The organism is Micromonospora sp. NPDC048843 (assembly GCF_040649965.1).
GTDB lineage: Bacteria > Actinomycetota > Actinomycetes > Mycobacteriales > Micromonosporaceae > Micromonospora > Micromonospora hortensis.
The window spans coordinates 26,326-41,704 of the sequence record NZ_JBEZGJ010000045.1; the positions used below are offsets into that span (position 1 = coordinate 26,326).

Sequence of the window (15,379 nt, forward strand, 5' to 3'; positions counted from 1 at the left end):
GGTGTCGACAGCCCACTGGGGGGCCGCTGTTTGGGATTCGCCATGGCGCGTCTGTCGCGACGCCGCGTCGGTCTGCTTAGGGTGTGGCGCTGTCGACACCTGGTCCGCATCCGACGGAGGCATTCGGGATGACCGCCCCTGATCCCACTCACATGGTCAAATACTGCCGCGACGTGCTGCCCAGCATGCTCACTGAAGTCTGCGACGTAGACGAGGACCTGGCCCACCGTATCGGCGACGACGTGTTGCAACGGGCCGAGGCGCTGGCGGCCCTTCCGCAGCGTGAGCAGGACGTGTTGATCGCGCCGTTCGTCGAGGAGGTGTTCGACCACAAGCCGCTGGCGTCACCGCTGGACCTGAAGGCCAAGGTCACCCTCGTGGTGCGAAACAGCCTGCTCGAGCAGGCACACCACGACGGCCCGCTTGACGACGGGATCATCCCGGCGACGGAGTACGCGGCCGGCCCGCTGTCGCATCTGCTGGCCGCGCGCCGCCGCCAGCCCGTCGCCGCTCAGGATCCGAACCCGTTCGCCGGGCTGGCGGGGCGCTATCCGCGTGCGTGGGCGTGTCTGGACGCGCTGACCGACACCTTCGCCGCAGGTGGCCGCGGTCCACTGCGCCTACCTTCGGCACCCACGCCCAGCCTGCCTTCCGGCCATGAGGTAGTCACGGCACCACCGTCCGACGATGACACGGTGACCGTGTTCAGCGCGATCGACCCGTGCTTCGACCAGGGCCTGGTGGACCTGCTCGGGAAGGCCGCCGAAGGCAACTTCGTACTGTGCACGTCGGCGCTGAGTCGGTACTCGCGCAACAGCGAGAAGTTGCACCGCATCCTCGAATTCCTTCTCGCGCACAGGGCCACAATCCTGACCACCAACTATTTGATCCGCCACACCGACGTCTGGGTCCGCCGTGGCGCGCTCGTCAAACCAGACAGCAGCAAGCCCTTCGCGGGCGTGCTCGACACCCAGGGACTGGCCGGCACCCACCGAAAGGTGGCTGAGAGCGTCGCGGCGCAGCACGGTCTGCGCTGACTCCGTCAGGCGGTTGCGCGTCGGCGCGGAGCACGATCAGCCGGACGAGCCCCTGTCAGCCGCCCTCGGCGATTGCGAGAACCTGTCCCATTGGGCGGTGACAGCGGCAGCCGCGCAAGCAGGCGTACCGTCGGACATGTTCCGTCCTGGGCAAACACGGTGGGGATGGTAGGTAGGGCGGCGGCGCGAAGGGGTTACCTGATGGCAACCGGGGACGAGGCGTCTCACTCGCGTCGAGACAGCGGTGGGTTCCTGCGCTGGGTGGAGCTCACCGATGACGACACGGACCGGTCCGCCTATCCGTTCACGCTGCCCGTCGTCGCCGGCCGACGGGCAGCCGGCCAGTTGACGCTGGATCCCGCCGTGACGTTCTTGGCTGGAGACAACGGCACTGGCAAGTCGACCCTGATCGAGGCGATCGCCGTAGCGGCCGGCTTCAACCCCGAGGGCGGATCTACCAACTTCCGATTCAGCACCCGCGCCACCGAATCGTCTCTGGGTGAACACCTTCGACTGGTACGCGGCACCAGGAAGCCACGCAGCGGGTTCTTCCTGCGGGCCGAGTCGTTCTACAACGTGGCCACCGAGATCGACCGCCTCGGTGTCGCCGATGGCTACGGTGGCACCAGCCTGCACGAACGATCCCACGGAGAGTCGTTCCTCGACCTGACCGTCTACCGGTTCAAGCCCCGAGGCCTGTACCTACTCGACGAACCCGAAGCCGCCCTGTCGGTACACGGGTGCCTGGCGCTGCTCACCCGCATCCACGACCTCACACAGGCCGGTGCACAGTTCATCATCGCCACCCACTCCCCCATCCTGCTGGCCGCCCCACACGCCCGGATCCTGCAGATCGAACCGGACGGCACCATCAACCACGTCGACTACGACGACGCCCAGCCTGTGCTGCTAACCCGATCATTCCTGGCCAACCCGCAGCGCTACCTGCATCACCTCTTCCAGGACGACACCTGACGTGGGCCGGCGGACCGGGGCTTATCGTCACCCAAGGGCACCCCGAACGCCCGTCTGCCTGGCCGATACCTGCAAGCCAGTGCCGATAACATTCCAGGATTTGACGGTGAGCATTGTAGGATTAGCGGATGTTGTATCGGACTCCCGCGCTGAACGATGACGACAAGCGCGTACTCGGCGAACTCGACACGATGCGGGACAACCTGCGGTATCAGATCGCCGAGCCACACCGCTGGACCGGACAACTCCGACGCACCCTGATCGCCCACGCCATCCAGGGCTCGAATTCAATCGAGGGCTACCAGGTGTCCCTGGACGACGCCGCCGCCGCCGTCGCCGGCGACGAACCGGTAGAGACGAACCCGCAGACCTGGGAAGTCATCACCGGCTACCGCGACGCCCTGACCTACGTGCAACAACTCGCCCGCTCACGCGAGTTCACTTGGCAGCACATGCTGCTCAACGCACTGCACTTCATGATGCTCCGCCATGACCTCAGTAAATGGCCGGGCCGCTACCGTCCAGGAGACATCCACATCGACGAGACGCACACCGGCCGACGCGTCTACACCGGGCCAGACGCCGACGACGTCCCGCCTTTGACCTCCGAACTGATCGACTGGCTGGCCGACGACGAACCGGAGACCCCGCTGCTCGTCCGAGCCTCCATGGCCCACCTGAACCTCGTCAAAATCCACCCCTGGCGGGACGGAAACGGCCGAATGTCACGCTGCCTCCACACCCTCGTACTCGCCCGCGACGGCGTCCTCGCCCCAGAGTTCTCCTCCATCGAGGAGTGGCTCGGCGTCGGCCGAAACACCTACGCCTACTACGACGCCCTCGGCGAGGTCGGCGGACCAACCTGGCAACCCGACAACGACACCAGCAAATGGATCCGGTTCTGCCTCAGCGCCCACCACCAACAAGCCCAACTGGTCCGGCAACGCCTCAACCAGGCCGCGCAGCTCTGGGAACTGCTCGACACCTGGGTCCGGCATGCTGGGCTACCCGAGCGGGTGGTCAGCGCCCTGCACCTCGCCGCCACCGGCGGCCGAGTACGCCGCACCCTCTATCAACGCGACGAGAACCTCACCGACGACCAAGCAACCCGCGACCTGCGCGCCCTCGTCCGGGCGGACATGCTTAACCAGCACGGCGAGACCCGCGGCAGGTTCTACCTCACCTCGCCGACACTGCGCGACCTCGCCGCCCCCGCGCTGCGCCCAAAGGAAATCATCGACCCGTACCGACGGTGAGCCGCGGGCTGGCCCCGCACCCGCAAGTCCGCGTCGGCCAGCACGCGCTGGCCGCGGAGTCCTCGAGTAGCTCCTCGGGGTAGGAAAAGGCGGAGGGCTCGCCGTGGTTCAGATCTGCTGCCGCGGCCATGTCCCCGGTGCCGTCGCGGCACCGGCTGCCTGGAATGCAAACGACGCCAGTTTACCGGGCGGGAGGGGCCTTAGAGCGGAGCAGGATCGCGCCTCTCGTAGCGGGCCGCCCAGTCAGATAGAGGCAGCCGTCGAAGCAGTGCTACTGGGACGAGAGCATCCCGCGTCGTCCGGCCAATGAGGGAGTCGGTCGTCTCGTGGAGCGCCCGGAAGTAGGGATCCTGCTCGCTGTGCCACGTCCTTTGCCTTGTCTACCCGTCTTAGCTCACTCGCGTCGGCGTATCTGACCGGCATTGGTGCTGGGTGAGAACACAAGTCCCTAAGGCCCCGACGGCGTCGACACAGTCCGTGGTTGCCGAGTAATCCCGCCGGCGTCGTCCTATGTCCGCTCAACATGGGCGTTGACATCGGCGGCCTTCGCGTCTGCATCGTGATGGCCCCAAGATGGCCTGCCCCCGCGTTTGAGGGTCTCTCGCGCTGGGCGCTGCGGGTGCTGACGCCCCCACTCGCCGCGCATGAGCCGCACCACGGGCGGTGCCGCCTCCGCGAGACTCGCGGCCTCGTAGCGAGGGACGCGCCGTCGGCACCAGGTCGCTGTTCCCCCAACGCTACCGGCCTGCCTGTCGCCTCATTACCCCTCACACGCCACGCGCCGCCTCCCACGCCGACATAAATGTTCCCGGGCCCTTCGTCACTCACTTGGTCACCCAACTGCTGCGGTGACCAACTAAGATCCGTTAACCACACCGGAGGGGTCAGATGGAGACGTGGCGAATCGTGGCGGCAATCGTCATAGGCCCGTCTGTGAGCCTGGTAGGTGTCGCCCTGGCCAGCAACTTTCGTGGCGTCACCGAGTGGCACATGCGACGGTCGATGTCCGCCGCGAGCCTGCTACGGCGAGTTCCGCCGTGGCGCTGGCTACCAAACGTCCCGCACGAGGAGCGTCTAGCGCGCTTCATCCTGCTGGACCGGCTGATCGGCGTGGCTATCGCAGTGGCCGGCGTCATGATCTTGGCTACTGTCGGCTACGGCGTCCTGACCGGACAGCCGATGCAGACGGTGAAGTAGACGACACCGGGTCGGTGTTGAGACGGTCACGATGCTGCCGACAGCACCCCTCGCTGCCGCAACCAGGCTTCGAGTTCCTGGGCGGTGCCGTCCGAGGGCGGCTGGTCATCAGTGAAGTAGGAGTAGGGCGCGATGCCCACGCCCTCAACGATGCGACGCGGATCGTTCTCGGGCGCACGCGGGTCCAACTCGCGCGCGGACAGCGATGCCATGGAGAAGATCGCGAATCCAGCTTGCAGGTCAAACCCAATGTCGGACGGAGTGCCGAGGTGCCCTTTGGCGGCGAGGTCGGCCATCACCTCGTCCATGAACCGATAGGTCAGCTGCACGCCGTCGAAGAAGACCTGGTCGTGTACGCCATAGCCGACTTCGACGAGTTCAACGACGTCATCTTGGTCGTACGTGACGATGAGCATCGGGTCGACCGAGTTATAGACGGCCCTGCCGTGTGTCCCGGGGCGGCTTGGAGGCCCGAGCCTCTGCTCAACCACCCCGCGTGGGTCATCGATCCTCACCGCGTCAACGCCGATCCCAGGGATGATCTCCATCCCCGGATTATGGGCCAACGCCTGCTAGCTGGACAGTCATGCGAGGGTTGGCGCCGCGCGCCGCGATGAGGCCGCAGAGGGGATGCCGCGCGTGTCCCCCGGGCAGGCCCGTGGCCGACGGATCAACGTCCCGAACGGCGAGGTGGCCGATGGCAGGGTGGCCGCCTACCTGGCCTACTACGCCATCGATGAGGCTGAAGCAGGGGGGCCGGAAGGCATGGCACGAGACCGGACCTGTTTCACCACCCACTACGGACGTCAGGCCGATCACCGTCCACGACGCCCGCCGCACCGACAGCAGAAGGGCCACCTCCCGAACTCGGGAAGCGGCCTCTGACCTGCACGAACTGAGAGTGGGCGATGCTGGTATCGAACCAGCGACCTCTTCGGTGTGAACGAAGCGCTCTCCCACTGAGCTAATCGCCCTCAGCGCCACTGACTCTACCCGATCGTGGAACGGGACCGGAAATCCGGGGTCAGTGGGTCGCGATGTAGTGCATCGCCTCGGCGATCACGTCGATGCCGAGGCTGTACTTGAGGGACAGCCAGACCACCGTGGCCACGAAGACCAGGCCGACGGACCCGAGCACGATTCGCACCAGCAGCGACTGTCTCGTCACCCAGCGTGTCCATCCGTGGACGTGGCGGCGGGTGAAGCCGAGCAGCCGGCGCGCCCAGTGGTATTCGACGGCCCAGATGCCCAGGCCGGCGATCACCAGCAGCCAGCCCGGCCCGGGGAGCGGGATGAGAGCGATGCCGATGGTCACCACGAGCGCCCCGGCGATCGCGATGAAGATCTTGAGTGCGATCCGGCCGGTGGGGTTGGCGCGGATGAGGTCGAGGGTCAGCGAGATCCGCTCACGCCAGCGGGGCCGACGCGGTCGCTCCTGCACGGCGATTCCGCCACCACGGCCAGCGTCGGTGTCGCCACCGCGACCAGCACCGCTGCCGCCGCCACCATCGGTGCCATCACCGCCGGGACGACCGGCGTCGGACGCCGGCCGACCGGCCCGTTCGGGCTGCTCCATCGGCACTCCGTACCCCCGCTTTTCGGCTGCTCGGACCGCGACTTTCGGCGGGCCGGGCGCCGCCGCCGGATCCACTGAGGATTGCTTCGTCACCATTTCACCCCCCAGTGTCGCTCGGGCCCGTCACTGCAACGGCCGACTGGACGTTACCGGAGTAAGTCGACGACTGAGCCACCCGATACCGGGCGGGATCACGCACTGGGCAGAACCGGAAATCCTACATGAATTCTCACATTCACGCGGCCTTTCCGTCCCCCTTCCCACCACTGGGTGAAGTCAGCGTATGGCGGAGCGTAGCCAGGAGTAGCACCTGAGTATGGGAAAAGCGGGACACGCGCGTTCCGCAGCGGTGCCGGGGGGAGAACGTCCATGAGTGTCATCCGACCGACGACCGTAGAGGTCGAGACGTCGCTAAGGCTCGTCGCACCTGACGCCACCGCCTTGCCGGTGCGTGCCAGCCTGCGTTACGACCCTGCTGACCCGTATGCGGTCCATGTCCTGTTCCATGCCGAATCGGCAGGGGGCGAGGCGGTGAGTTGGTCGTTCGCTCGCGAACTTCTGGTCACCGGCCTGGACGAGCCGGCCGGCATCGGGGATGTGCGGGTCTGGCCCTGGGCCACACCGCGCGGCGACTTCGTCGCGCTGGCCCTCTCGTCACCGGACGGCAACGCCCTCTTCGAGGTGCCGCGCAGCGTCCTGGTGCGTTTCCTTCGACGGACCTACGTCGTCGTCCCGCGCGGCCGTGAGGCCGAGCACCTGGACGTCGACACGGCGGTGAACCGGCTGCTCGCCGGTCGCTGACCGCCCGAACCTGCAACACCGGCCATACCGGGGCCGCGCGGATCTGCCGAGTCCGCGCGGCCCCGGCACACACCCAGGAAGTACGCGCACAGCGCTTCCCCGGGTCGGCCGGTGCTCAGCCGTGTGTGGTGATGCCGCCGTCGACGGGAATGACCGCCCCGGTGAGGTATGCGCCGGCGCGCGACGAGAGGTAGATGGCGGTTCCGGCCATGTCCTCGGGGCGGCCGATGCGGCCCAGCGGCACCTGCTGCTCGATGGCGGCCCGGCTCGCCGGGTCGTCGAGCGCGAACGCCATCATCTTGCTCTCGAACGGGCCGGGCGCGATCGCGTTGACGGTGATCTGCTCACCGGCGAGTTGGTGGGCGAGGCTGCGGGTGATCATGTGCACGGCCGCCTTGGTGGCTGAGTACGCGTACACCTCCATCATCGGCACCCGGATGCCGTCGATCGACCCGATGTTGATCACGCGGGCCGGGTCGTCGGCGCTGGCGGCGGCGCGTAGCGCCGGCAGCAGCGCCGTGGTGAGCCGGAAGACGGCCTTGACGTTGACCGCCCAGAGCTTGTCGAACGCGGCCTCGGGGTAGTCCTCCAGCGGTGCGCCCCAGGTCGCGCCGGCGTTGTTGACCAGCACGTCGAGGCGACCGAAGCGCTCGCGTACGGCGGCGGCCAACGCCTCGGCGCCGGCGTTGTCGCTCAGATCGGCGGGGATTGCCTCGCAGCGGCCCTCGGCGGACAAGGTGGTGGCGACCGCCTCGCAGACGTCCGCCTTGCGCGACGAGATGATCACGTGTGCACCGGCCCGGACGAAGCCCTGGGCGATCATCAGCCCAATCCCTCGCGAGCCGCCGGTGACCAGAACCGTCTTGCCTTCGACCGAAAACAGCTGCGTCATACCCATCCCATCGCGAGTCGGCGGGTGCCGCCGGCCGGTCGGGTGACCGGCGGAAACCGGGTGGACCGCGGACCGACGGCGATACCGCCGGGTAACGTAGCCCGGCCGCCGGGACCGGGACAAGCCCGCAGCCTGCCGCGGATTCCCGCTGCGAACGTCGATCGGGATGCGGTGACCTGCGGTTCGGGCTACCGTCGCAGGCGATGGTCTCCACCGATTCCTCCCCCGCGCCATCGATCGGAACGGCGTCTCCCGTGACCGACGAGATAGCCACGTTCGCGCTGGCCGATCTTGCCGGTGCCCCGGGCTGGCGTCGGCCGGTGATCGTCGAGCGGGAGCTGTTGATTCTCACCACGCGTGGGCACGGCGACGCGGAACTCGACTTTCACCTGCTGCCGTGCCGGCCCGGCACGCTGCTACGGGTCCACCCCGGCCAGGTGCTGCGCTGCGCCGGCCCCCAGTTCGACGCCACAGTGGTCGCCTGGGACGCCGAGGCGCTGCACGGCTTCGACGTCGACCTGACCACGACAGCGACCTGGCGGCAGTTGGCCGGCGAGGACGAGGACGCGGTGATCAGCGAGGTGAGCCAGTTGGCGGTGGACTGTCGGCGGCACCCCGACGGCCCCACCGCCCGCGCGCTGCTCCGGCATCAACTGGCAGTGCTGCTGCTGCGGCTGGCAGTGGCCCACGACGACCGGTCGCCGGCCCGACCCGAGGACGAGACGTTTCACCGGTTCCGCCGCGAGGTGGAGCACGGCTACCCGCACACCCGGCGGGTGGAGGACTATGCGGCCGAGCTCGGCTGCTCGGTGCGGACCCTGACCCGGGCCTGCCTGGCCGTCACCGGTCGCAGCGCCAAACAGGTCATCGACGAGCGGGTCGCGTTGCAGGCCGGCCGGTTACTGGCCGCGACGGATCAGCCAATCGCCCAGATCGGCCGGCGGCTCGGCTTCTCCGAACCCACCAACTTCGGCCGCTTCTTCACCCGCGAGGTCGGCGTCAGCCCCGGCGCGTTCCGGGCCGCCCGGGATCAACAGGTGGCCGGCCGGGTGGTCCGACCTCGACCGCCGGCGGAGTCGACGGGCGTCAACGGCGGCTGGTTCCGCCCCGCCACCCCGGGCGAACCCGCAAACGGCGGGCACTCCACGAGACCCGGGTCGCCCGCCGGAGGGCCGGGCGGCACCGGGCGGGCATGATGGCACTGTGCAGATCTCCGCGCGCGGCGACTACGCGGTACGGGCGGCGTTGAGCCTCGCCACCGCGTACCCCTCGCTGCTGTCCACCCAGGCCATCGCCGCGGAGCAGGACATGCCCCGCAAGTTCCTGGAGGCGGTCCTGGCGGATCTGCGCCGGGCTGGCATCGTCCGCGCCCAGCGCGGCGCCGAGGGCGGCTACACCCTCGCGCGCCCACCACGTGAGGTGACAGTCGGCGCGGTGCTGCGCGCCGTCGAAGGCCCGCTGGCCGGAGTCCGCGGGCTGCGCCCCGAGGAGACCCGGTATGAGGGCTCGGCGGAGAACCTGCCCGGCCTGTGGGTGGCCGTGCGTGCCGCCGTTCGGCGGGTCGTCGACGAGGTGAGCCTCGCCGAGATCGTCAGCGGTCGACTGCCCGCGCACGTCCGCAAGCTCACCGCGCTGCCCGACGCGTGGGAGCCGCGCTGACCTCGGGTCCGCTCACAGCGTCCACACCACCTCCTCGGTGCTGAGCCTGGGCAGCCGCCGCTCCCAGGCGTCCGGGCCGGGGTGGCCCACGTTGAGCAGCAGCAGCGCCTCGTGCCGGCCGCCGGGGAAGAACTCGCGGGTCACGCCCGCCGCGTCGAACCCGGCCATCGGGCCGGCGGCCAGCCCGGCGGCCCGTACGCCCACCAGCAGGTAACCGATCTGGAGGGTCGCGCTGAAGCGGGCCTGCTCGGCGCGGGACGGACTGTCGCTCAGCCAGTCGCGGGCCTGCGGCCGGTGCGGGTACAGCTCGGGCAGCCGCTCGTGGAAGTCCACGTCGGCGGCGAGCACCGCCACCAGTGGCGCGCTGGCCGTCTTCGCCCTGTTGCTCGACGAGACGTACGGCAGCAGCCGCGCCCGAGCCGCCGCCGAACGGAGCAGCAGCACCCGCAGCGGCTGACCGTTGTACGCCGTCGGCCCGTAGCGGATCAGGTCGTGGATCGCCGCGACCTGGGCGTCGCTGACCGGCTCGTCGGTGAACGAGTTGGCCGTGCGGGCCGCCCGGAACAGCAGGTCCTGGGCGGCCCGGTCCAACGCGAGCAGATCGGCCGTGGTGACTGCGGTCACGGGGAGACGGCGGTGGTGTAGCCACCGCGGTGGTGGACCAGCGGCGCGCCGTCGCCGCCGTCGCCGAGCGCCAGCGGCTCGGCGATCACCAGCGTGTGGTCGCCGGCCGGCACCCGGTGCACCACCCGGCAGAGCAACCGGGCCAGCACCCCGTCGAGCAGCGGCACCCCGAACGGTCCGGACGTCCAGTCCGGGTACGCGGCGAACCGGTCGATGCCGCTGGTCGCGAAGACAGTGGCGGCCTCCCGCTGCCCGGCTTCCAGCAGGTGCACGGCGACGTGCTCGGCGCGGGCGAGCACCGGCCAACTCGACGACGCCACCCCGAGGCAGAACGAGACCAGTGGAGGGTCCAGCGACACCGACGTGAACGAGGTAGCGGTGAAGCCCGCCCGGAGGGGCGCGCCGATCCCACCCAGGCAGGCCGGGTCGGTGGCGCGGGCGACAGCGGTGACCACTGTGACGCTGCTGGCCTGCCGCCGCAGCAGAGCGCGGAACAGGTCCGGGTTCACCGGTCGCAGCTCGGTGATGTCCGCCGAGAGGCGCTCCACGGTGGTCATGCCGGCACCAGGGCGGACGCGGCGTACGCGCTGGCCGGTCGGGGCAGGCCGTAGTGCTCGCGCAGCGTCCGACCGGTGTACTCGGTGCGGAACAGCCCACGGGAGCGCAGCACCGGCACCACGTGGTCGACGAAGTCGGCGAGCCCGCCGGGCAGGTGCGGCGGCATGATGTTGAACCCGTCGGCGGCGCCCTGGGCGAACCACAGCTCGATCTGGTCGGCGATCTGCTCCGGCGTACCGGCGACGACCCGGTGACCCCGGCCACCTCCGAGTCGACCGATGAGCTGGCGGATGGTGAGCTGCTCCCGGCGGGCCAGCTCGGTGACGAGCTGGTAGCGGCTCTGGTGGGCCTGCACGGTGCCGGCGGCCGGCAGCTCCGGCAGCGGCCCGTCCAGCGGCAGGCCGGTCAGGTCGATGCCGAGCATCCCGGAGAGCTGGGCCAGTGCGTAGTCGGGGACGATCAGCTCCTCCAGCTCGGCGGCGAGCGCCTGCGCCTCGGCCTCGGTGCCGCCGATCACCGGCGCGATACCGGGCAGGACCTTCACCAGGTCCGGGTCCCGGCCGGCGGCGGTGACCTGCCGGCGCAGCTCGGCGTAGAAGCTCTGCCCGTCGGCGAGGGTCTGCTGCGCGGTGAAGACCGCCTCGGCGTAGCGGGCGGCGAAGGCGATCCCGTCCGGCGACGAGCCGGCCTGCACCAGCAGCGGTCGGCCCTGCGGCCCCCGGGGGATGTTCAGCGGGCCACGGATCTGGAACTCCGGCCCCCGGTGCGCCACCTCGTGCACCCGGTCGGTGTCGGCGAACACCCCGGCCGTCGTGTCGAAGACCAGCGCGTCGTCCTCCCAGCTGTCCCAGAGCTTGACCGCGACGTCGACGAACTCGGCCGCCCGCCGGTAACGGTCGGCGTGTTCGGGGTGGCTGTCCCGATTGAAGTTGACCGCCTCCCGTTCCTGGGCGGAGGTGACGATGTTCCAGCCGGCCCGGCCGCCGCTGAGGTGGTCCAGCGAGGCGAACTTGCGGGCGACGTGGAACGGCTCGTTGTAGGTGGTGGAGACCGTCGCGATGAGACCGATGTGTTCGGTCACCGCGGCGAGCGACGCGAGCAGGGTCAGCGGTTCGAAGACGGCCTGGATGTTGTGTCGGGGGTTCGGCCCGACCGAGAGACCGTCGGCGAGGAAGAGCGAGTCGAGGGTGCCGCGTTCGGCGATCCGGGCCAGCTCCTGGAAGTGCCGCACGTCGGTGACCCGACGCGGGTCGGTGCGGGGGTGTCGCCAGGCGGCCTCGTGGTGGCCGACGCCCATCAGGAACGCGTTGAGGTGCAGGGTTCGGGTCATTGGAGTCCGTCCTATCCGGCAGAGACGTCGACGCGCCAGGTGGAGAAGCGACGTTCGAGGGCGACGAGGAGCTGGTTGACGACCAGGCCGATGGCGGAGATCGTGATGATCCCGGAGTACATGTCGGCGATCGCGAAGTTGTACTGCGCGTAGTTGATGAGGTAGCCGAGCCCGGCCTTCGCACCGACCATTTCGGCCGCGACCAGCACCAGGATCGAGTACGCCCCGGCCAGCCGGACGCCGGTGAAGATGGTCGGCACCGCGGCCGGCAGGATCACCTTCTGGAACAGCCGCAGGTGGTTGAGCCCCATCGAGCGGGCCGACCGGATCAGCAGCGGATCGACGCCCTTCACCCCGGCGATGGTGTTCAGCAGGATCGGCCAGGAGCACGCGTACAGCACCAGGGCGATCTTGGAGGTCTCCCCCAGGCCGAGGATGAGCACGAACACCGGCAGCAGGGCCAGCGCGGCGGTGTTGCGGAACACCTCCAGCAGCGGGCTGAGCAGCTCGGCGAGCGGCCGGTACCAGCCGATCAGCAGCCCGAGCGGGATGGCGGTGAGCACCGCCAGGCCCAGCCCGGCCAACGACCGGGTGAGGCTCGCGCCCACGTGCTCGGCGAGCTGCCCGCTGCGCAGCAACTCCCACCAGGCCACCAGCACCTCCGACAGCGGGGGCAGGAAGACCCGGTCGACCAGCCCGAACCGGGGTGCGCCCTCCCAGATCGCGGCCAGCGCGGCGATCGCGACGGTGCGGTGCAGCACCTTCGCGCCGACGCCGAGCAGTCGACCGGCGCGACCGGGAACGGCACCGTCGGTCGCAGCGCGGGGCGCGGTGGGTGGACCGACGAGTCGGGTGGGACGTTCGGCGATGTCAACCAACGCGGGCCTCCTCGGTATGGCGGACGCCGGTGCCCTCGGCCGCCTGGGCGGCCCGCACCTCGTCCCGCAGCAGGGTCCAGATCTGGTGGCGGTGGTGGCGGAACGCGTCGGTGGAGCGGACGTCCTCGACCGCGTCCCGGTCGCCGAGGTCGATGTCGATGACCTGTTTGAGCCGCCCGGGCCGGGACGTCAGCACCGCCACCCGCTGACCCAGGTAGACGGCCTCGTCGATGCCGTGGGTGATGAACACGATGGTCTTGCCGGTTCGGGCCCAGATCCGCACCAACTCGTCCTGCAACGAGTCGCGGGTCTGCGCGTCCAGGGCGGCGAACGGCTCGTCCATCAGCAGCACGTCCGGGTCGTACGCGAGGCTGCGGGCGATGGCCACCCGCTGCTTCATCCCGCCGGACAGTTCGTGCGGGTAGCGGTCGGCGAACCCGCGCAGGCCCACCAGGTCGAGGTGGTGCTCGATCAGGGCCGCACGATCGGCGCGGGGTACCCCCTTGGCCTCCAGGCCGAACGCCACGTTGCCGGCGGCGGTGCGCCAGGGCAGCAGCGCGTACTGCTGGAAGACGATGCCCCGGTCCAGGCCGGGACCGGTGACCCGCCGACCGTCGACGAGCACCCGCCCCGCTGTCGGCTCGGTGAGCCCGCCGAGCAGGTCGAGCAGTGTGGACTTGCCGCAGCCGCTGGGGCCGACGACGACAATGAACTCGCCGGGGCGTACCCCAAGGGTGACAGCGTCCAGCGCGGTGACCGCGCCGGCGCCGCGACGCCGGCTGGCGCGGACCGGGAAGGTCTTGCTCACCCGATCAAAGAGGATCTTGTCGGTGCTCACGCGTTCCCCCCGTCCACGAAGGGGTTGAACCGGTTGGTGTAGATGTCGCCGGGCTTCGGACGGTCGCCCTTGAGCTCGCCCTCGGCGGCGAGCCAGTCGATCCAGGTGCCGAACTCCTGCTCGCCGATCACTCCGCCACGGCCAGCGACCCCACTGCTCTTCCAGTAGGCGACCAGCGAAGGGTCCTCGTTGCGGCCGCGCTTGCCGATGATGTCCCGCATCCGGGCGACCACCGTCTCCCGAGGTTGGGTGCGGGCCCACTCGATGGCCTTGCCGACCCCGGTGACGAACGCCTTGACCGTCTCCGGGTTGCGCTTGATGAAGTCGTCGCGGAAGACGTAGGTGCCGCCGCTGAAGGCGCCGAGCAGCTCGTAGTCGGTGAAGATGGTGCGGGTGCCTCCGCTGGCGACCGCCTTGTCGCGGATCACACCACCGAGCACCGCGACGTCGATCTGCCGCTGCCGCAGCGACTGCTCGGTGTTGACCGGTGGCAGGGCGACCAGCTCGACCTGCTTGATCTCGGCGGGGGTGAGACCGCCGCGGGCGAGCCAGGTCTTGAGCACGGCCTCGGCGTGCGCGCCGAGGGTGTTCATGCCTACCTTCTTGCCGATCAGGTCGCGAGGACTGCGGATCGGGCTGTCGTCGAGCACGTAGTAGCCCTGGAAGGTTTGCGCGTCCGAGCCGTAGTAGCTGACCACCGCGGTGATCGGGGCGTTGGCGGTGGCGAGCTTGACGATGGCGCCGTTGAACGCGCCGCCGAAGTCGCTCTGCCCGGTGGCGGTGGCCTGGATGTCCTGCGGACCACCTGTGACGTTGCCGATCCACTTGAGCTTGACGTCGTCGAGGTAGCCGAGGTCGGCGGCGAGTTCGGGGAGGGTGACCTGACCGACCGAGCCCTGGTAGCGCAGCTCGCTGGCTTGGGCGCCGTCGGCTGCCGCGTCACCGCCGCAGCCGGTGGTGGCGGTGAGCACGACCAGCGCGGTAACGGCGGTGAGGGTACGTAGAACGGCACGACGGGGTGGGGACATGAGGAGTCTCCTGATCTGTCCACGATGGGAGCGGGGACGCCCGGGTGAGGGCGTGCGGGCACGCTGCTCCGCGTTGAGCGGGCGGGCGCTGGGAGTGCGGCGCTGGAGCCGAGCCGGATGGACCGGTCAGCTCAACAGAGCGCGCTCGCGTGCCGGACCAGGTCGACGTGCACACGAGCGGTGAGGAGAAGCTCATCCCGCTGCGACATGACCCCATGCTGCCCGGGATCGGAACGAGCGGTCAACGACCTTCCAGAAGATGAGACTTCTATCGCTGCCGATGTTACGGAGCGCCCCGACCAGCGTTTACCGTGCCGCAACACCTATCTGTTGAATAGAGATTGCCGCGCCTGGTGGGCCACCGTCCAGGGCGGACAGCGAGAGGGTTTCAAAAGTTGTCGGTTCGGGCATGTTCGATCTCGACACGGCAGGGAACGGTGACGAGGGGAGACCTCCGATGGGCCTCATGTTTCGCAAGCGCAAGAAGTACGGTCCGATCATCCTGAACTTCACCGAGAACGGCTTCTCCTCGTGGAGCATCAAGATCGGTCGCTGGTCCTGGAACTCCAAGGCCCGTGCGCACCGGGTCGACCTGCCGGGTCCGCTGAGCTGGAAGCAGGACAAGTCCCGGTCGTAAGCATCCCGGGAGTCGAGTCACGTACGCCCGCAGGAAGTCGTTGTGCGGCTTCTTCGCCTCGTCGGTCTCACGCTGGGTCATGTTGGGTCCGAT

Annotated in this window: 18 protein-coding genes and 1 tRNA gene; 8 read left to right on the forward strand and 11 right to left on the reverse strand. The window is 69.3% G+C overall.

Going from position 1 to position 15,379, the window contains the following annotated elements:
• Positions 1-128: 128 nt before the first annotated feature.
• The 4 genes from AB0C20_RS13685 (at position 129) to AB0C20_RS13700 (ending at position 4,465) form a co-directional block, all read left to right on the forward strand.
• Positions 129-1,037: a hypothetical protein gene (locus tag AB0C20_RS13685; RefSeq protein WP_357568086.1), complete on the forward strand. Its 909-nt coding sequence runs from the start codon at positions 129-131 to the stop codon at positions 1,035-1,037.
• A gap of 201 nt (positions 1,038-1,238) precedes the next feature.
• Positions 1,239-2,012: an AAA family ATPase gene (locus AB0C20_RS13690; RefSeq protein WP_357568087.1), complete on the forward strand. Its 774-nt coding sequence runs from the start codon at positions 1,239-1,241 to the stop codon at positions 2,010-2,012.
• 128 nt (positions 2,013-2,140) lie between these two features.
• A complete protein-coding gene (locus AB0C20_RS13695; protein WP_357568088.1) occupies positions 2,141-3,268 on the forward strand; it encodes a Fic family protein in 1,128 nt (375 codons plus the stop codon).
• 888 nt (positions 3,269-4,156) lie between these two features.
• A complete protein-coding gene (locus AB0C20_RS13700) occupies positions 4,157-4,465 on the forward strand; it encodes a hypothetical protein (RefSeq protein WP_357191666.1) in 309 nt (102 codons plus the stop codon).
• A 26-nt stretch (positions 4,466-4,491) separates the two neighbouring features.
• Here the strand turns inward: AB0C20_RS13700 and AB0C20_RS13705 are convergent, their stop codons facing one another.
• The 3 genes from AB0C20_RS13705 to AB0C20_RS13715 all read right to left on the reverse strand — a co-directional run bounded on the left by AB0C20_RS13705 (position 4,492) and on the right by AB0C20_RS13715 (position 6,137).
• Positions 4,492-5,013 carry a hypothetical protein gene (locus tag AB0C20_RS13705; protein ID WP_357191668.1) on the reverse strand — a complete coding sequence of 174 codons (522 nt, stop codon included), beginning with the start codon at positions 5,011-5,013 and terminating at the stop codon, positions 4,492-4,494.
• A 354-nt stretch (positions 5,014-5,367) separates the two neighbouring features.
• Positions 5,368-5,439, reverse strand: a tRNA-Val gene (locus AB0C20_RS13710).
• Positions 5,440-5,489: 50 nt separating this feature from the next.
• The gene (locus AB0C20_RS13715; RefSeq protein WP_357568089.1) at positions 5,490-6,137 is read right to left on the reverse strand and encodes a TIGR02611 family protein; all 648 of its coding nucleotides are present in this window, start codon (positions 6,135-6,137) and stop codon (positions 5,490-5,492) included.
• Between the two features lie 273 nt (positions 6,138-6,410).
• Here AB0C20_RS13715 and AB0C20_RS13720 point away from each other — a divergent pair, with 273 nt between their 5' ends.
• Positions 6,411-6,842, forward strand: coding sequence for an SsgA family sporulation/cell division regulator (locus AB0C20_RS13720; protein ID WP_007457244.1), 432 nt, complete (start codon positions 6,411-6,413; stop codon positions 6,840-6,842).
• A gap of 115 nt (positions 6,843-6,957) precedes the next feature.
• On the opposite strand, the gene AB0C20_RS13725 is transcribed toward AB0C20_RS13720, so the two are convergent.
• Entirely contained in the window at positions 6,958-7,734 is a 777-nt protein-coding gene (locus AB0C20_RS13725) for a glucose 1-dehydrogenase (RefSeq protein ID WP_357191672.1), read from the reverse strand.
• A gap of 203 nt (positions 7,735-7,937) precedes the next feature.
• Between AB0C20_RS13725 and AB0C20_RS13730 the strand changes: the two genes are divergently transcribed.
• Both AB0C20_RS13730 and AB0C20_RS13735 read left to right on the forward strand, forming a co-directional pair.
• Positions 7,938-8,930, forward strand: a complete 993-nt coding sequence (locus AB0C20_RS13730; protein WP_357191674.1) for an AraC family transcriptional regulator — start codon at positions 7,938-7,940, stop codon at positions 8,928-8,930.
• Positions 8,931-8,937: 7 nt separating this feature from the next.
• Positions 8,938-9,393: an Rrf2 family transcriptional regulator gene (locus tag AB0C20_RS13735; protein ID WP_030333674.1), complete on the forward strand. Its 456-nt coding sequence runs from the start codon at positions 8,938-8,940 to the stop codon at positions 9,391-9,393.
• A 12-nt stretch (positions 9,394-9,405) separates the two neighbouring features.
• Here AB0C20_RS13735 and AB0C20_RS13740 read toward each other — a convergent pair whose 3' ends face one another.
• From AB0C20_RS13740 to AB0C20_RS13770, 7 genes are all read right to left on the reverse strand, one after another.
• Complete coding sequence (locus AB0C20_RS13740) at positions 9,406-10,017, reverse strand: malonic semialdehyde reductase (protein ID WP_357191676.1); 612 nt, start codon at positions 10,015-10,017, stop codon at positions 9,406-9,408.
• On the reverse strand, positions 10,014-10,574 hold the full coding sequence (locus tag AB0C20_RS13745; RefSeq protein WP_357568090.1) for a flavin reductase family protein: 561 nt from the start codon (positions 10,572-10,574) through the stop codon (positions 10,014-10,016). The genes AB0C20_RS13740 and AB0C20_RS13745 overlap by 4 nt, the downstream gene beginning before the upstream one ends.
• Entirely contained in the window at positions 10,571-11,905 is a 1,335-nt protein-coding gene (locus AB0C20_RS13750; protein WP_357191680.1) for an LLM class flavin-dependent oxidoreductase, read from the reverse strand. Before AB0C20_RS13750 ends, AB0C20_RS13745 begins: the two co-directional genes overlap by 4 nt.
• Positions 11,906-11,916: 11 nt before the next feature.
• Positions 11,917-12,783 carry an ABC transporter permease gene (locus AB0C20_RS13755; protein ID WP_357191682.1) on the reverse strand — a complete coding sequence of 289 codons (867 nt, stop codon included), beginning with the start codon at positions 12,781-12,783 and terminating at the stop codon, positions 11,917-11,919.
• On the reverse strand, positions 12,776-13,621 hold the full coding sequence (locus AB0C20_RS13760) for an ABC transporter ATP-binding protein (RefSeq protein WP_357568091.1): 846 nt from the start codon (positions 13,619-13,621) through the stop codon (positions 12,776-12,778). Before AB0C20_RS13760 ends, AB0C20_RS13755 begins: the two co-directional genes overlap by 8 nt.
• Positions 13,618-14,649 (reverse strand): ABC transporter substrate-binding protein, encoded by a 1,032-nt coding sequence (locus AB0C20_RS13765; protein ID WP_357568092.1) that lies wholly within the window; start codon positions 14,647-14,649, stop codon positions 13,618-13,620. Before AB0C20_RS13765 ends, AB0C20_RS13760 begins: the two co-directional genes overlap by 4 nt.
• Positions 14,650-14,780: 131 nt before the next feature.
• Complete coding sequence (locus AB0C20_RS13770) at positions 14,781-14,858, reverse strand: putative leader peptide (protein ID WP_349881247.1); 78 nt, start codon at positions 14,856-14,858, stop codon at positions 14,781-14,783.
• A gap of 248 nt (positions 14,859-15,106) precedes the next feature.
• Between AB0C20_RS13770 and AB0C20_RS13775 the strand changes: the two genes are divergently transcribed.
• Positions 15,107-15,286, forward strand: a complete 180-nt coding sequence (locus AB0C20_RS13775; RefSeq protein ID WP_030333600.1) for a DUF4236 domain-containing protein — start codon at positions 15,107-15,109, stop codon at positions 15,284-15,286.
• Positions 15,287-15,379 lie beyond the last annotated feature (93 nt).